General features: G+C 63.0%; 14 protein-coding genes and 1 riboswitch. Of the genes, 13 read left to right on the top strand and 1 reads right to left on the bottom strand.

The genetic code is table 11. From position 1 onward, the window contains the following. Position 1 precedes the first annotated feature (1 nt). The gene (locus G486_RS0105330; protein ID WP_027014602.1) at positions 2–916 is read right to left on the bottom strand and encodes an MBL fold metallo-hydrolase; all 915 of its coding nucleotides are present in this window, start codon (positions 914–916) and stop codon (positions 2–4) included. Positions 917–1,130: 214 nt separating this feature from the next. Here G486_RS0105330 and G486_RS0105325 point away from each other — a divergent pair, with 214 nt between their 5' ends. From G486_RS0105325 to cobW, 13 genes are all read left to right on the top strand, one after another. Beyond that, complete coding sequence (locus tag G486_RS0105325) at positions 1,131–2,849, top strand: long-chain-fatty-acid--CoA ligase (protein WP_027014601.1); 1,719 nt, start codon at positions 1,131–1,133, stop codon at positions 2,847–2,849. 6 nt (positions 2,850–2,855) lie between these two features. Then, positions 2,856–3,392: a PadR family transcriptional regulator gene (locus G486_RS0105320; RefSeq protein ID WP_027014600.1), complete on the top strand. Its 537-nt coding sequence runs from the start codon at positions 2,856–2,858 to the stop codon at positions 3,390–3,392. A 43-nt stretch (positions 3,393–3,435) separates the two neighbouring features. Continuing rightward, on the top strand, positions 3,436–3,858 hold the full coding sequence (locus G486_RS0105315; RefSeq protein ID WP_027014599.1) for a nuclear transport factor 2 family protein: 423 nt from the start codon (positions 3,436–3,438) through the stop codon (positions 3,856–3,858). 96 nt (positions 3,859–3,954) lie between these two features. Then, positions 3,955–4,938, top strand: coding sequence for an NAD(P)H-dependent flavin oxidoreductase (locus G486_RS0105310; protein ID WP_027014598.1), 984 nt, complete (start codon positions 3,955–3,957; stop codon positions 4,936–4,938). A gap of 41 nt (positions 4,939–4,979) precedes the next feature. Continuing rightward, positions 4,980–5,972, top strand: coding sequence for a Bug family tripartite tricarboxylate transporter substrate binding protein (locus G486_RS21600; protein WP_051303171.1), 993 nt, complete (start codon positions 4,980–4,982; stop codon positions 5,970–5,972). Between the two features lie 63 nt (positions 5,973–6,035). Further along, positions 6,036–6,836 carry an enoyl-CoA hydratase/isomerase family protein gene (locus tag G486_RS0105300; protein WP_034386730.1) on the top strand — a complete coding sequence of 267 codons (801 nt, stop codon included), beginning with the start codon at positions 6,036–6,038 and terminating at the stop codon, positions 6,834–6,836. 18 nt (positions 6,837–6,854) lie between these two features. Beyond that, a complete protein-coding gene (locus tag G486_RS0105295) occupies positions 6,855–7,811 on the top strand; it encodes a tripartite tricarboxylate transporter substrate binding protein (protein ID WP_027014596.1) in 957 nt (318 codons plus the stop codon). Positions 7,812–8,138: 327 nt separating this feature from the next. After that, positions 8,139–9,236: a FecCD family ABC transporter permease gene (locus G486_RS0105290; protein ID WP_245587250.1), complete on the top strand. Its 1,098-nt coding sequence runs from the start codon at positions 8,139–8,141 to the stop codon at positions 9,234–9,236. A gap of 14 nt (positions 9,237–9,250) precedes the next feature. Continuing rightward, on the top strand, positions 9,251–10,024 hold the full coding sequence (locus G486_RS0105285; RefSeq protein ID WP_027014594.1) for an ABC transporter ATP-binding protein: 774 nt from the start codon (positions 9,251–9,253) through the stop codon (positions 10,022–10,024). A gap of 108 nt (positions 10,025–10,132) precedes the next feature. After that, positions 10,133–10,403, top strand: a riboswitch (cobalamin riboswitch). Positions 10,404–10,544: 141 nt separating this feature from the next. Then, entirely contained in the window at positions 10,545–12,692 is a 2,148-nt protein-coding gene (locus G486_RS0105280) for a TonB-dependent receptor (protein ID WP_027014593.1), read from the top strand. A 5-nt stretch (positions 12,693–12,697) separates the two neighbouring features. Further along, entirely contained in the window at positions 12,698–13,741 is a 1,044-nt protein-coding gene (locus G486_RS0105275; protein WP_027014592.1) for an ABC transporter substrate-binding protein, read from the top strand. Further along, positions 13,738–14,634, top strand: a complete 897-nt coding sequence (locus tag G486_RS21595; protein ID WP_245587249.1) for a (2Fe-2S) ferredoxin domain-containing protein — start codon at positions 13,738–13,740, stop codon at positions 14,632–14,634. Before G486_RS0105275 ends, G486_RS21595 begins: the two co-directional genes overlap by 4 nt. 3 nt (positions 14,635–14,637) lie before the next feature. After that, a complete protein-coding gene (gene cobW, locus G486_RS0105265; protein WP_027014591.1) occupies positions 14,638–15,684 on the top strand; it encodes a cobalamin biosynthesis protein CobW in 1,047 nt (348 codons plus the stop codon). The last annotated feature ends 130 nt before the right edge of the window (positions 15,685–15,814 follow it).

The raw sequence follows: 15,814 nt of genomic DNA, 5'->3' as shown, positions 1-15,814 counted from the left end.
CTTAGCTGCTGCGATAGCGGCCCTGGTCGTCGCAGGCGATGCGTTGCTGTTCCAGCAACTCGGCCAGATGCTGCTCAATGCTTCTGATCTCTATGTTCCTGGCCCAGGGGCTGTCATAGCCGGCGGGGTAGAGCAGCCCCTGATCGGCGAGCTGGTCCAGGGTTCTGGGTGACTCGCCGAGCTGCTTCAGCAGCTTTTGCTCACGCTCGTCGAGCTTGGCCTCGAAGGCTGCGAGATCGCGCAGGAAAAGCGTTCTGTCGGTATAGACGCCGCGATGGTGGGAGGTGACCCAGATGTTGGCCGGAATATCGGGCAGGCGCTTGAGGGTCCGGCGGAAGTCGCCAAGGCTGGAGGAGGCATCGCCGTAGTAGGGGCCAAAGCCCGTGAGGTCGATGTCGCCGATGAAGGCAATGCCTTCGGGCTCGATGAGCAGGACCGTGTGGCCTGCCGTATGGCCGGGCATGTGAAAGGCTCGCACCCGGGTCTGGCCCAGATCCCAGACTGCTGCGTCTGCATAGCCCTGGGCATCGGGACGCGGGGCATAGAAGAACTCTTGCTGGAGCTTGGTCAGCACCTGTGCGGCCAACTCTCCATCCTCCATGCCGATGGCTTTCAGCAGCCCACCCCAGCTGCGTACGGCCTGCAGGTCGGCCTCGTGCACATGCACCTGGGCTTGGGGCAGGCGGTGCAGACCGGCCATGTGGTCTTCGTGCACGTGACCCATGAGCACCAGCTCCGTGGCATCGAACTCGGCCCCTATGTGGTTGGAAACCAGGGGCGTATCAAAGGCGGCAAGCGTGTCCGAGCCCCGTATCAGCACCTGATTGCCGTCGGGGTATTTGCCGCTCTTGGCACCGAAGAAGACGCTGGCGCGGCCGAAGTCCAGGCGCTGTACGGGGGCTGCTGCATGGCTCATGGGAAATTCTTTCTGATGTTCTTGGCCGCAGGCGGATCTGCGGGGCATGCGGGCATCGCATTCAGGACGGCGTTGTCGCATGAATCTAGTTTGCAAGATAGCTCACAGGGGTCTCCCAGGCGTCAGTGCATGGGGTCGTGTAAACCCTAGTGCAACAAGTTGCATAAGTTTGCAAAATATATGCAACTTGTTGCGCAACTCTACTCGGATCCCCATGAAAGACGCAGTCCCTACCGCACAAAACAGCTTCTGGCCCAGAGCCTTGCCGCCCCAAATTCCGGTTCCAGAAGGCTCGCTGTGGCTGAACCTGGAAATCTCCGCCAGGCGCTACCCGAACAAGCCGGCCTATGTGTTCTTCGGCAAGCCCATGAGCTACGGGCAACTGCATGCCCAGGCCATGCAGCTGTCGCGGAATCTGCGTGCCAGGGGTTTTGAAAAGGGTGACCGGTTCTGCCTTTACATGCAAAACAGCCCGGCATTTGCACTGATCTTTTATGCGGTGCTGCGCCTGGGCGGCGTGGTCGTGCCCGTCAACCCCATGTGCAAGGCCGAGGAGTTGGCCTACTTCGTGAAGGACTCGGGCAGCAAGCTGGTGTTTTGCGCGGCCGATCTGCTGCCCATTGCCCGCCAGGCCCAGCAGGACAGCGCCCAGGCAGGCCATGCGCTGGAACTCGTGGGCTGCAGCTATGCAAGCTTCATGGCCGCCAGGGACGAGCTGGCCGAGGACGAAAGGCCGAGCGCCGAGGTCTATGACTGGCTGCATGCACGGCCACAGCAGGAACTGGCTGATCTGCAGCTCGTGGACATGATTGGCGAAGGCCTGCAGGCCGGACCCGATCCCGAAGAGGCCGTGGCCGACGATCTGGCGCTGATTGCCTACACCTCGGGGACCACGGGCTTTCCCAAGGGCTGCATGCACACCCATCGCAGTCTGATGGGCAATGCCATCCTGGGTTACTGGAACAACACCACGGCCGGCGTGATCAGTCTGGCCTCGGTGCCCATGTTCCATATCACCGGGCTGCTCTACTACGTGCTGGTGAATGTGTTCATCGGCACGACGACCCTGCTCATCAACCGCTGGGACAAGCGGCTGGCCTCCGGCCTGATCAAGAAGTACGGCGTCACGCACTGGACCTGCATTCCCACCATGGTGGCCGACATCATGGGTGACGACTCCTACAAGGACTTCGGCTTTCAGCAGCTCCGGTACCTCAGCGGCGGCGGCACCGGCATGCCCAAGGCCCTGGCCGACAGGCTGCTCGACGAGTTCGGTCTGGACTTCGTCGAAGGCTATGGACTGACCGAGACCGTGGCCTCCACTCATGTGAATCCGCCACAACGCCCCAAGCACCAGTGCCTGGGGATTCCGATCTCGGGCGTGACTTCGCTGGTCATGGACCAGGACAGCCAGCAGCCTCTGGGTGCGAACGAGATCGGCGAGATCGTGATCGACTCGCCCACAGTGTTCAAGGGCTACTGGAACAAGCCCCAGGACTATGAGGACAGCTTTGTGAGCATCGGCGGGCGGCGCTTTTTCAAGACTGGCGATATAGGTTATTTCGATGAGGAAGGCTATTTTTTCCTCACCGACCGCTCCAAGCGCATGATCAATTCCAGCGGTTTCAAGGTCTGGCCTACCGAGGTGGAGTCCCTGTTCTACAAGAACGAAAAGATCAAGGAAGTCTGCGTCATCGCCATCAAGGACGCCTACCGGGGCGAGTCAGCCAAGGCCATCATCGTGCTCAAGCCCTCGGCCCGGGGAACGACCACGGCCGAGGAAGTCCGCGACTGGGCGCGCGGCCATATGGCGGCCTACAAGGTGCCCAAGCACATTGAATTCACCGAAGCCCTGCCCAAGTCGGGCTCGGGAAAGATTCTCTGGCGCCAGCTGCAGGAAGCGGCCAATCCAGAAGACACACCAGCCGACTGAACGCCCATGTCTCTTGCCTACGCCATTCTCACCGCCTTGACGGAAGAGCCGAGCACGGGAGCCGAGCTGCTCAAGCGCTTCGACAAATCCATTGGCTACTTCTGGAACTGTACCCACCAGCAAATCTACCGCGAGCTCAAGCAGCTGGAGAGCAAAGGACTGGTGACCTCGGAGACTTCGGCCCAGAAGTCCAGCAGCTTCGTCTACAGGATAGAGCCCAAGGGCAGAGCGGAGCTCAAGCAGTGGATAGAGGACGACAAGAACCACTCCGTGATCCGGGATCCGTTTCTTGTGAAGGTCCGCGCCCTGTCGAACTTCGATGAGCTGTGCCCCGAGCGAATCATCCGGGAAAAGAAGCAGCACCATGAAGAAAAGCTCAGAACCTACGAGCAGATCGGCAAGCGGTCGTTTCCAGATCCTTTGAACCGCAGCCAGCTGATCAAGAAGATGGTGCTGGATGCGGGCATTCGCCGCGAAAAAGCCTATATCGAGTGGTGCGAGGAATGCCTGCAGATCCTGGCCTCGCTGGACTCAAAGGCATAGCGCCCACCCGTCAACAACCCAAGCCCCCCCCCGGAGACATTGCATGAATACCCAACAGAAAATCCAGGCCAGCCTGGAGACATGGCATGACATCTTGGCGCGCAACGCCATGGAAGAGCTGGACCCCATCCTCTCGGACAAGATCGTCTTTCGCTCGCCCGTGGCCCACAACCCCTATCCGGGGCGTGCGGCGATCAAGCTGGTGCTCAAGACCGTGAACACGGTGTTCAAGGACTTCGAATACCACCGCACGCTGTTCACCGAAGACGGCATGAGCGTGGTGCTGGAATTCAGCGCCAACGTCGATGACAAGCGCGTCAAGGGCATCGATTTTCTGCGCTTCGACGCCGAGGGAAAGATCGAGGAATTCGAGGTCATGATGCGCCCGCTCTCCGGCCTCAATGCGCTGGCCAGGAACATGGGCGAGAAGCTGGCGCCCTTCATGGATCAGCTGACGCAAAAGTAGCCGCCCCAAATCACCTCCAGGCTTTCGGCCGGCCTGCTCGCCCAGGTCGCCCCGACCTTTTCCAAAACAAGTTTCCGCACCCTGCATTTATCCATCATGAAGACACGCATTACAGAACTGTTCGGCATCGAGTACCCCATTGTCCAGGGCGGCATGCACTATGTCGGCCTGGCCGAGCTTTCCTCGGCCGTCTCGAATGCCGGCGGCCTGGGCCTTTTGACGGCTCTGACCCAGCCCTCGCCTGCAGCCCTGGCCGAAGAAATCGCCCGCTGCCGCACGATGACGGACAAGCCCTTTGGCGTGAACCTCACCTTTTTGCCAGCGCGCACGCCGCCCGACTATGCGGGCTATATACGCTCCATCATCGACGGCGGCATCAAGGTCGTCGAGACTGCGGGCAACAACCCCGCACAGTGGCTGCCCATGCTCAAGGAGGCCGGCATCAAGGTCATGCACAAGTGCACCTCCATACGCCATGCGCTCAAGGCGCAGAGCATTGGCTGCGATGCCATCAGCGTGGACGGCTTTGAATGCGGCGGCCACCCGGGCGAGGACGATATTCCCAACTTCATCCTGCTGCCCCTGGCCGCCGAGCAGTTGAGCGTGCCCTTCATTGCTTCGGGTGGCATGGCCGACGGCCGCTCCCTCATCGCTGCCCTGGCCCTGGGTGCGGACGGCATCAACATGGGGACCCGTTTTCTGGCCACCAAGGAAGCTCCGGTGCACGAAAACGTCAAGCAAGCCATCTTGAAGGCCACGGAACTCGACACGCGCCTGGTCATGAAGCCGCTGCGCAACACCGAGCGCGTGCTGGTCAACAAGGGCGTCGAGCGCCTGCTGCAAAAGGAAAAAGAGCTGGGCGCGGCAATCACCTTCAACGACATCCTGGACGAAGTCGGCGGCGTTTATCCCAAGGTCATGGTGGATGGCGATGTGGAGGTTGGCGCCTGGTCCTGCGGCCTGGTCGCAGGGCTGATACATGACATCCCCACGGTCCAGGAGCTCATGACGCGCATTCTCAGCGAGGCCAACGAGCTCGTGGGCAAGCGTCTGCCCCAGGCCATGCAGGCCAGCGCATAAGCAGCCCTGCAAGCTGCAAGAAATACAACAAGGAGACAAAAATGAGCGCCATAAAAATCGTGCGCGGCCTGGCCCTGCTCTCGGCGGCTGGTGCCCTGTGCCTGTCCGCCGCGGCCAAGGACGAGGCCGAAGCCCTCAAGCTCAAAAGCCTGCGCATCGTCGTGCCCCTGCCTGCGGGCTCGGCTCCCGATGTGCTTGCGAGGAGGATGTCCGAGAACCTGGGCAAGTCGCTCAAGATCCCCGTGATCGTGGAGAACAAGCCTGGCTTCTCGGGCTTCATCGGCGGGCAGGAGGTGCTGCGCTCCCCGGCCGATGGCAGCAGCCTGTACATGGCCATCTCCTCTTTCGTCGTCATCACGCCCCAGACCTATTCCAAGACTCCCTATGACCCCGTGCGCGACTTCAGGCCGCTGGTGCAGATAGGCCGCACCTCCCTGGCCCTGGCAGTCTCTACATCCGGCAGGTTCTCCAGCCTGGACAGCTATGTGGGCGAGGCGCGCAAGAACCCCGAGTTGGTCTCCTTCGGCTCTTTCGGAAACGGCACGGCAGCGCACTTGCTGGGCGAGGAGTTCATGCGCATGGGCAAGATCCGGCTGCGCCACGTGCCCTACAAGCAATCGGCAACGCCCGATGTCATCGGTGGACACTTGGACGCCACGATCACCGACGTGGGCTCGCTCACGCCGTTCATTGGCGATCCGCCCAAGCTCAGGGTTCTGGCTGTCACCGGCGACAAGCGCAACAGCCTGCTGCCCGATGTCCCCACGTTTGCCGAGCAGGGCTATGGCTCGGTGAGCAAGATGACCGGCTGGCTGGGCATATTCGCGCCCAAGGCCGTACCCGCCGCCGTGGCCGACAAGCTGTCGCAGGCCATTGTCCAGGCCACGGAGTCGGTCCAGTACCGGGCCTCCATGGCCATGCTGGGCTACCAGTACACAGGCATCCAGGGGGCTCAGTTCTCGGACATCGTGAATGCCGATTACAAGCGCTGGGGCGACACCATCCAGGCCATAGGCGGCATTCGGCTGGACTGAAGAGGCTTTCAGGCCGCACTTCACGGTGCAGGCACTTTTCTTTCATCACTATTTGGGATCACCATGGCAAATAACGAAGTTCTCTACGCAGTCGATGGACATGTGGCCACGATTACGCTCAACCGGCCCGAGCGCCTCAACGCGATCACGCGCACCATGCTGGATACGCTGGGCGAGCGTCTGCTGCAGGCCAACCAGGATCCGCAGGTGCGCGCCATCGTGCTGACTGGCGCTGGCAAGGCCTTTTGCGTAGGGCTGGACATTCAGGATGCCCTGAGCGGCGACAGCATCGGTTCGGAGAAGTCCAACAACAACGTGCATGTGAACCTCGACCTGAGGATTGCGCCGCCCACGGTGCTGCACAACCTCGACAAGCCCTGCATCTGCCTGCTCAATGGCTCGGCCGCAGGCTATGGCATGGATTTGGCCCTGGGCTGCGACATGCGCATCATGAGCCACGAGGCCAAGCTGTCCCCGGCCTTCGTCAAGCGCGGCGTGGTGCCCGAGTCGGGTGGCACCTGGTATCTGCCGCGCATGCTGGGCTGGTCCAAGGCTGCCCAGGTGATCTTTACGGGCAAGAACCTCGATCTGCAGCAAAGCCTGGAGCTGGGGCTGGCCGACTATGGCTTTTCCAACGAAGAGGAAAAGGTACAGGCCATGTCCGTGGTCGACGACATCTGCGCGAATGCCCCCCTGGCCGTGCAAAGCGCCAAGCGCCTGATGCGTATGGGCCTGTCCGAACGCTTTGACGACCACGTGCACCATGTGTTTTTGCAGTTCGTGCAACTGGCCAGAACCCAGGACTTTCAGGAAGGCATGCGCTCCTTCCTGGAAAAGCGTCCTGCCCGCTTTACGGGCCAATGAAAATACCAGGAGACAATCATGATTCATAAAGTCCGACGCAGCCTGCTGGCTCTCGCCGCCGGCCTGGTGGCTGCAGGCGCAGCCCAGGCCAGCGACTATCCCAGCCGCCCCATCACCCTGATCGTGCCTTTCTCCCCTGGTGGCGTGACCGACGTGATTGCGAGAGCCATGGGCAAAAGCATTGCTGCCCAGCTCAAGCAGCCTGTGGTGATAGAGAACAAGCCCGGTGTGGCCGGCTCCATGGGGGTGGTCGACATGAAGAGCGCCAAGCCCGATGGCTACCGGCTGGCGCTGACGCCCATCTCCATCTTCCGCCAGCCCTATATACAAAAGACCAACTACCACCCCATAGACGATGTGACCTACATCGCCACCTATATGACCTACGACTTCATCGTCGCGGTCAATGCCTCGTCGCCCTACAAGAGCCTCGCGGATCTGGTGAACCAGGCCAAGAGCAAGCCCGGCAGCGTGAGCTATGGAACGCCTGGCAAATACGCGGCCCACCACATCACCATGGCCATGCTCTCCAAGAAGTCCGGTGCCGAGTTCAACCACATCCCCTTCAAGGGAGATACCGAGTCGATCAATGCACTCATGGCCGGGCATATCGATTCCATCGTGGCCTCCAACACCCTGGTTCCCTATCTGAACTCGGGCAAGATCCGGGCCCTGGCCACGGCAGCGAATGAAAAAGCCGGCGACTTCAAGTCCATTCCCACGCTGCACGATGCAGGCTATGGCTTCGACATGCCTTCGCCCGTGGGCATAGCGGGGCCCAAGAATCTGCCTGCGGACATCGTGAACAAGCTCGATACCGCGATCAGAAATGCCCAGCAGGATCCGGAGTTCAAGAAGGTTCTGGCCAACTACTCGGTGCGCGGCCACTACTTCGGCCCCAAGGAGTACACGGAGTTTGCGATCGCCAGTTTTCGCAATGAGGAGAGCCTGTTGAAGGAGTTGCAGCTGGACTGAGCCGGCTTCCGATCCGACTTTTCCCAAAGCGGCCGCAGGCCGCTTTCGCGTTTCTGGGCTGGCGTAGTCCAGGGCTGCGCGGAGCGTTGGGCCAAAATTGCTGCGTCGCCGGTCTTATACTGCGCCCGCATTGGAGGATGGCTGGCAGGCCCGCGCTGGAGCGGATCTCGGCATGCTCCGTCATGCAGCAAGTGCCAGCGGCTTGGGCCGGGCGGGTGACATGAGGGCAGGGCGCACGGCTTTTGCTCTCGCACAATGCTTCAACGATTTTCTGGAGTGCAAGATCGTCCTTAATCCTGAGTGCCAGAGTTCTGTCCTGAGTCCTGAATGCGTGACAACACCATGAGCGCCGCCAGCCTGCACTTCGCGCTGCAGCGCCGCCGCCTGCGCTACTGGCTGCTGGCCCTGCTGGTTCTGCTGGCCATTTCGCTGACGCTGGCCATCACCCTGGGGCCTGTGCGCATCGCACCGCAACAGGCCTGGCATATTGCCGCCCAGGAGATCGGCCTGCGGCTGGGCCTGGAGCTTGCGCCCGGTGACTGGAGTGTGTCCCAGCAGCAAATCGTCTGGCGCATACGGCTGCCGCGCGTGCTGCTGGCGGCACTGGCCGGGGCCGGTCTGGCGCTGGTGGGCGTGGCCATGCAGGCCATGGTGCGCAACCCGCTGGCCGATCCCTATTTGCTGGGCGTGTCTTCGGGCGCTTCGGTGGGGGCGGTCGCGGTGCTGGCCTTTGGCGTGCTGGCATTTGCGGGCAGCCTGGCCTTGCCGCTGGGGGCGTTTGCAGGGGCCTTGACGGCTTGCACAGCGGTCTATCTGCTGGCCCATGTCCAGGGCCAGTTGCTGGCCTCGCGCCTGATTCTGGGCGGAGTGGCCGTGGCCTATTGTCTGGGTGGTGTCACCAGCCTGATGGTGCTGACCTCGGACCAGCGCGAGCTGGCCAACGCCGTGCTGACCTGGACCTTGGGCAGCCTGGCCGGCACACGCTGGGATGAACTGGGCCTGCCTGCAGCCCTGCTGCTGCTGGGCATGGGCTTGCTGCTGGGCCAGGCGCGCTCCCTCAATGCCTTGCTGGCCGGGGAGGAAAGCGCGGCCACGCTGGGTGTGGACACCACGCGCACGCGGCGCTGGTTGTTTGTGCTGGTCTCCATGGTCACCGGGGTGCTGGTGGCGCTCACCGGCCCCATTGGTTTTGTCGGTCTCATGGTGCCCCATACCACGCGCATGCTGGTGGGTGCCGAGCACCGGCGCGTGCTGCCGGTGGCTGCGATGCTGGGGGCCATCTTTCTGGTCTGGGTGGATGTGGTTTCACGCATCAGCTTTGCGCCGGCCGAGGTGCCGGTGGGCGTCATCACCTCGTTGCTGGGCGGGCCGTTTTTTGTCTGGATGCTGTGCCGCAAGAACAGCAGCAAAGGTCTGGGCCTGTGAATACGTTCTTAGACATGCAACTGCAGGCCCGGGGCTTGCACTGGCAGGCGGCTGCGGCCCATATCGTGCGCGATGTCAGCCTGCATGTGGGCAGGGGCGAATTCGTGGGCCTGTTGGGCCCCAACGGCAGCGGCAAATCCACGCTGCTGCGCATGATCTACCGCATCCTCCAACCCGCCGCTGGCAGCGTGCTGCAGCAGGGCCGTGATGTCTGGCGCAGCAGTGCCCGCGAGAATGCGCGCGCCATGGCTGTGCTGGCCCAGGAGAACGGCAGCGAGTTCGCCCTCAGCGTGCAGGACGTGGTGTTGATGGGGCGCATCCCCCACCAGGCTGCATGGGCGCGCGACAGCCAGGAGGATTTGGACATCGTGGCGCAGGCCTTGCAGCGCGTGGATGCGCAGAATCTCGCCCAGCGCATGTTTTCCACGCTCTCTGGCGGGGAAAAACAGCGTGTGCTGATGGCCCGCGCCCTGGCCCAGCAGGCGCCCATGCTGGTGCTGGATGAGCCCACCAACCACCTGGATGTGCGCCACCAGTTCGAGCTGATGAACCTGATACGCAGCCTGGGCCTGACCACGCTGGCCGCGCTGCACGAGTTGCAGATGGCGGCACATTACTGCGACCGCCTCTACCTGCTGCAAGGCGGCGCCCTGGTGGCCCAGGGCACACCGACCCAGGTGCTGACGGAAGAGACCATTGCCCAGGTCTACGGCGTGCGCGCCCTGGTCAGCACCAGCGCGCGCACGGGCAAGCTCTTGATCGAGTATCTGCCGCAAGAGATGCTGTAGCCGCTGCTTTCGCCGGCCCTGGTAATCACCCGTGCCTGCCACGGTTGACCCGGCAGGCTGGGGGCTTGGCTGATAGACTCCTTCCCCGTGCCTTGGAGATACTCCGAGAGGCACATTGTTTCGGCAGGTGCTTGCTTTGCAGCAAGTGAAACGGGAACAAGGTCCGGTTGGAGAACATGTTCTGCAACCGCCATGCCTTGGCTGCCCCCGCAACGGTATGCAGGAAAAACACCCCATGCAAGTCGCTTCACGCGCTTGCGGCCACTGGGTCGGCTCGCTCACAAAACATCTGTGCGAGCCACCCGGGAAGGTCGGGGAGAGAAGGTGCAGTGATGCGCTGCCTGTGAGCCCGGAGACCGGCCTGTCGAAACGCCACACCGTGCCGTCGCCCTGCGACTGGCGCTTGCTACAACTGTCTGCGGGGTGCGGATGGCGGCCGGAATCTCAGAGCGCATTGCCGTCCCCGGCGAAGCCTTGGTCTGCGCAGCTTTCCCATCAGGCGGTTCCAGCCTTTTTTGAAATGCGCAATACACCAGCTCTTCCTGCCGCCTCCACGGCTTCCGGCAAAAAACCTCCTTTTTCTCTCCGTTCCAGCAGCGCTGCGCTGCAAGTGGCGCTGCTGTGGCCGGCTGCCGTGCTGGCCCAGCCAACCCTGCCCGAAGTCACGGTGCAGGAGGCCCGCCAGGCCGAAGCGCCCCTGGACACCAACCGCCCCGCCACATCGGCCTCGCATGTGGATGTGCGCGTGCTGGACCTGCCCGCCAGCGTCAGCGGCGTATCGGCCGAGCAAATCGATGAGCGTGCCGACCGGGGTGCTGTGGATGCGGTCACCCGCACCGTGGGCCTGACGGCTGCAGGCTCGCCGGGCAATGGCGGGCTGTCGTTTGCCAGCCGCGGCTTTTACGGCGTGAACTCGGTGGGCGTGGCCGAGGACGGCATCACCCAGGGCGTGGGCTCGGGCACGGTGAACTATCCCTCGGACACCTGGGGCTATGAGCGCTTTGACGTGCTGCGTGGCCCGGCCTCGTTGATGTATGGCAGTGGCACCATGGGCGCCACGGTCAATGCCATCCGCAAGCAACCCAGCCGCGAACGCTCCACCGAGCTCATGCTCACCGGCGGCAACCACGGCACGGCGCGTGTGGGCCTGGGCAGTACCGGAGCCCTCAGCGAGACCCTGAGCTACCGCGTGGATGCCTATGGCAGCAGCAGCGATGGCGCCCGCCCCTTTGACGACAGCAAGAGTGCCAAGCTGATGAGCGCGCTGCGCTGGCAGCCGCGCAGCGATCTCACCTTCGATCTGACGGCCGACATCAGCAACCAGAATCCATCGCGCTACTACGGCACGCCGGTGGTGGATGGCCGTCTGGCGCGCGAGTTGAAGAACCAGGGCTACAACTCCGAGGACAGCGACATCCACTACCGTGACCGGCGTTTCAAGGCCAAGGCCAGCTGGCAGGTCAACGAGGCCTTGAGCGTGCGCAACGAGATTTACCACTTCAGTTCCGACCGCCACTGGAAGAACATCGAAGCCTATGACTACAAGCCAGCAACAGGCAAAGTCACTCTTGCGGACTATCTGGAGATAGGCCATGCCCTGCAGCAAAACGGCAACCGCATGGCACTGGACTGGAAGGCGGGTGCCCACCAGGTGGCTGTGGGCTGGGATGTCTCCCACACCAACTTCAGCAATACCAGCAACTCTCCATACACTACCACCAGCATTGATGTGCCGGCCTTTGACCCGGGATCCGCTCCCTGGCGCAGCGCCAATCCTTATCAGCCGAAGATGGACTCCACGCTGCGCCAGAACGCGCTGTTTATCGAGGATGCCTGGAAGATCCATCCGCAATGGCTGTTGATGGGGGGCATACGCCGCGACTGGTACGAGTTCTCGCGCCAGGAACTGGTCTCTCCCAATACGGGGTTTGACAAAAACCTGAACGGCACCTCATGGCGCCTGGGTGCCACCTACAAGCTGAACGAAGCGTCCAGCGTCTATGCGCAAATGAGCACCGGCCATGACCCGGTCACCAGCCTGTTGTCTCTCGCGTCATCGCAGACGGGCTATACCCTGAGCAAGGGCCGCCAGCAGGAGCTGGGCTTCAAGCAGCAGCTGGCCGCAGGCCGTGGTGAGTGGACGGCAGCGCTGTTCCAGATCACCAAGAACGACATCATCACGCGCGACCCGAACAACTCGGCCCTGTCGATTCAGGGCGGAAAGCAGTCCTCGAATGGGCTGGAGCTGGCGGGCGCCTTCAATGTGACCCCGGCCTTCCGCCTGGAAGCCAATGCCGCCTATACACGCGCCAAGTTTGACGAGCTGATCGAGGCAGGAGGCGCCAACCGTGCCGGCAACCGCCCCTCCAATGTGCCCAAGGTCACGGCCAATCTGTGGGGCCATTACCGCATGGGCGACTGGCGTGCCTCGCTGGGCCTGCGCCATGTGGGCCAGCGCTTTGGCGACAACGCCAACAGCGACGCCAAGCGCCTGCCTGCCTACACCCTGGTGGATGCAGTGGTGCGCTGGAATGTGAACCCCAAGACCACCGTGAGCCTGATTGGCCGCAATCTGACCAACCGCGTCTATGCCACCTCGGCCTACAACACCCAGTGGATTCTGGGCAGCAGCCGCAGCGTGGAGCTGATGGCGCAGATGCGCTTTTGATGGCCATGCGCAGATTGCTGCTTCGCGCCTGCATGCTGCCGCTGGCTTTGCTGGCGGCAGGCTGTGGCGAGCACAAAACGCCGCAGCCTGCAGCAGAGCAGGCCCATGCCCGGGAGCATGCGCCTGCCGTGGTCATCGATGTGTGCGGCCAGCCCACACGCTATGACCGCGTGCCCCAGCGCGCCGTCACACATGACGTGAACATTGCCGAGATGTTTCTGTTCCTCGGGCTGGGTGACAAGCTGGTGGGCTATGGCGGCATCTCGTCGCACAAAGCCATCAGCCCACAGCTTGCACCCTGGCTTGCACGGGTGCCCAATCTGTCGGCACAGGGCATGAATATGGAGAGCCTGCTGGGTGCGAACGCCGACTTTGTCTTTGCAGGGTGGAGCTACGGATTTCGCCCCGGCGGCATCACCCCCGAGCGCCTGGCCGAACATGGGGTGGCGTCCTATGTGCTGTCCGAGTCCTGCATCCATGTGCAACAGCGCGAGCGTGTGGCGCTGGACGATGGTTTCAAAGACATGGAGAACGTGGCCCGCATCTTTGGCATCGGGCCGCAGGCCGAGGCGTGCCTGGCGCCGCTGCGTGCAGCGTTGCAGCAGCTGAGGCAGCAAATGCAGGGCGTGGTAGATCGCCCCCGCGTCTTTGTGTTTGACAGCGGCGAAAAAATCCCCACCACCGTGGGCCGCTTCGGCATGCCCCAGGCCATGATGGATGAGGCCGGTGCCACCAATATTTTTGCCGACCTGGCCAAGAACTGGCCCAAGGGCAACTGGGAAGATGTGATCGACCGCGACCCCGAGTGGATCATCATCGTCGACTACGGCACGCCCAATGCGCAGGGGAAAATTGATTTTCTGCTGCAGAAAAAAGAGCTGGAAGCGGTGAGTGCGATTCGCCATCGCCGGTTTTTTGTGATGAGCTATGCCGAGGCCACGCCCGGCCCACGCAATGTGGAGACGGCGCAGCGGCTGGCTGCGGCCCTGCATCCCGAGCGAAAGATCGGCGTCAATGCGGTGGAGTTCCAGCAGGAGGCCCTGCATTGAACACCACCGCAAGCGCTTCGCATGCGCTGGCCGTCATCCTGCTCGGACGGGGGGCGGTCTATGCCGCCAGCGAGGCGGAACTGGCCCAGCTGGCAGCGCATGTACATGCCCGTTTGCAGGCCGAAACACAGGCACAGGGCATGGCGCCGGCCTGGACGCAGATCGTGGTGCAGCCTGCCTTTGTGGACCGTTACCAGCCGGCCTTGCCCGAGGCTCTGGACGCCTGCCAGGCCGCGCACACCGTGGTCATCGTGCCGGTCATGGTGCCCGATGAGCCCGCGCTGCGCCGCTGGATGCACAAGCTCATCATGCGCTGGAGTGCAAGGCGTGGTGCGCATGCCAACACCCCCAGGCTGATTTTTGCGCCCCCGCTGCCCGAGGCCCCGCAACTGGCCGAGACGCTGGCTGGCACGGTGCGGCAGCTGCTGGCGGCGCCCGATACGGCCGATGTGCCCGCCGTGGTGGGAGATGATGCCTGGGAGCATGACCCCAAGGGCTGGTCCAGCGTGCCCGCGCACAGCCACCATGTGCTGTGGTGCATGGGGCCGCGCTGTGCGGCCAAGGGCGCGGTGCAGCTGTGGCCCGAACTGGCGCGCGTGGTGCGCGAGAATCCACCGCTGAAAAAGCGCCTCATGCTGCTGCAGACCAGCTGCCAATATCCCTGCAACCACGGCCCGCTGATGATCGTCTATCCCGAGGGCGCATGGTATGGGCCCGTGCAGGATGCCGGCGAGATGCAGGCCGTGCTCAGCCGCCATGTGCTGGATGGTGAGGTGGATAGCGTGCTGTGCGTGCATGGCCGGCCGGCCCTGCCTGCAAAGGCCGAATCCTCTTGCCCAGCGCCTTCCCCGCTGCTTCCCCCGATTCCTCGCGAAACCTCTTCAGGAGCTTGACCCATGCAAACCACCAAAATCCCCGCCACCATCGTCACCGGCTTTCTCGGCAGCGGCAAGACCACGCTGATGCGCCACATCCTGGAGCAGGCCCAGGGGCTGCGCGTGGCCGTCATCGTCAACGAGTTTGGCGAGCTGGGCATTGATGGCGAAATCCTCAAGACCTGCGCCATAGGCTGCGCCGAAGAGGGCGCCGAGCCCGGCCAGATCTACGAGCTGGCCAATGGCTGCATGTGCTGCACGGTGCAGGAAGAGTTCTTCCCGGTGATGAAGGCCCTGGCCGAGCGCCGCAATGACATCGATGTGCTGTTGATCGAAACCAGCGGTCTGGCTCTGCCCAAGCCCCTGGTCCAGGCCTTCCAGTGGCCTGAGATTGCCAGCGTGTTCACCGTGGATTCCGTGGTCACCGTGGTCGATACGCCCGCCGCTGCGGCCGGCCAGTTTGCCCATGACCCCCAGGCCGTGGACGCCCAGCGCAAGGACGACCCGAACCTGGACCACGACGCCAGCCTGCACGAGCTGTTCGAAGACCAGCTCTCGGCCGCCGACCTGGTGGTACTGTCCAAGGCCGACCTGGTCACACCCGAGCAACTGGCCCAGGTGCGCGCCATGGTGGCCGAAGAGGTGCCGGCCGAAGTCAAGATGATCGAAGCCGTGCAGGGCAGCGTGCCGCTGTCGGTGCTGCTGGGCCAGCAGCGCGCGGCCGAGCAGCACATCGATGCGCGTCACTCCAACCACGACCACGATGAAGACCATGACCACGATGAGTTTGATTCGCTCTTCATCGACCTGGGCGCCGTGGACCGCGACCGTTTGATGCAGGCGCTGCAAGCCATTGTGCAAAAGCACGCGGTGCTGCGCGTCAAAGGCTTTGTGGCCCTGCCGGGCAAGAAGATGCGCCTGCTGGTGCAGGGCGTGGGCCGCCGCTTTGACGCCTACTTCGACCGCGCCTGGCGCGAGGATGAGAAGGCCGCAACGCGGCTGGTGTTTATCGGCAAGGGCTTGAATGCCGAGGTGCTGCAGCAGGAGTTGCATACAGCGCTGGCTTGATTGCCCAGGGCCTCACCCCAACCCTTTCCCGCAAGCGGGAGAGGGGGCAAGACAGTGTGGGCTGGCTCCACCGCCTCAAGCGGGAGAAGGTTTTTTACTCCCTCTCCCGCCTGGGCGGGAGAGGGCAGGG

Origin of the sequence: Comamonas composti DSM 21721 (assembly GCF_000429845.1) — a bacterium.
Lineage (GTDB): Bacteria > Pseudomonadota > Gammaproteobacteria > Burkholderiales > Burkholderiaceae_C > Comamonas > Comamonas composti.
This window is presented reverse-complemented; position numbering and strand designations above follow the sequence as displayed.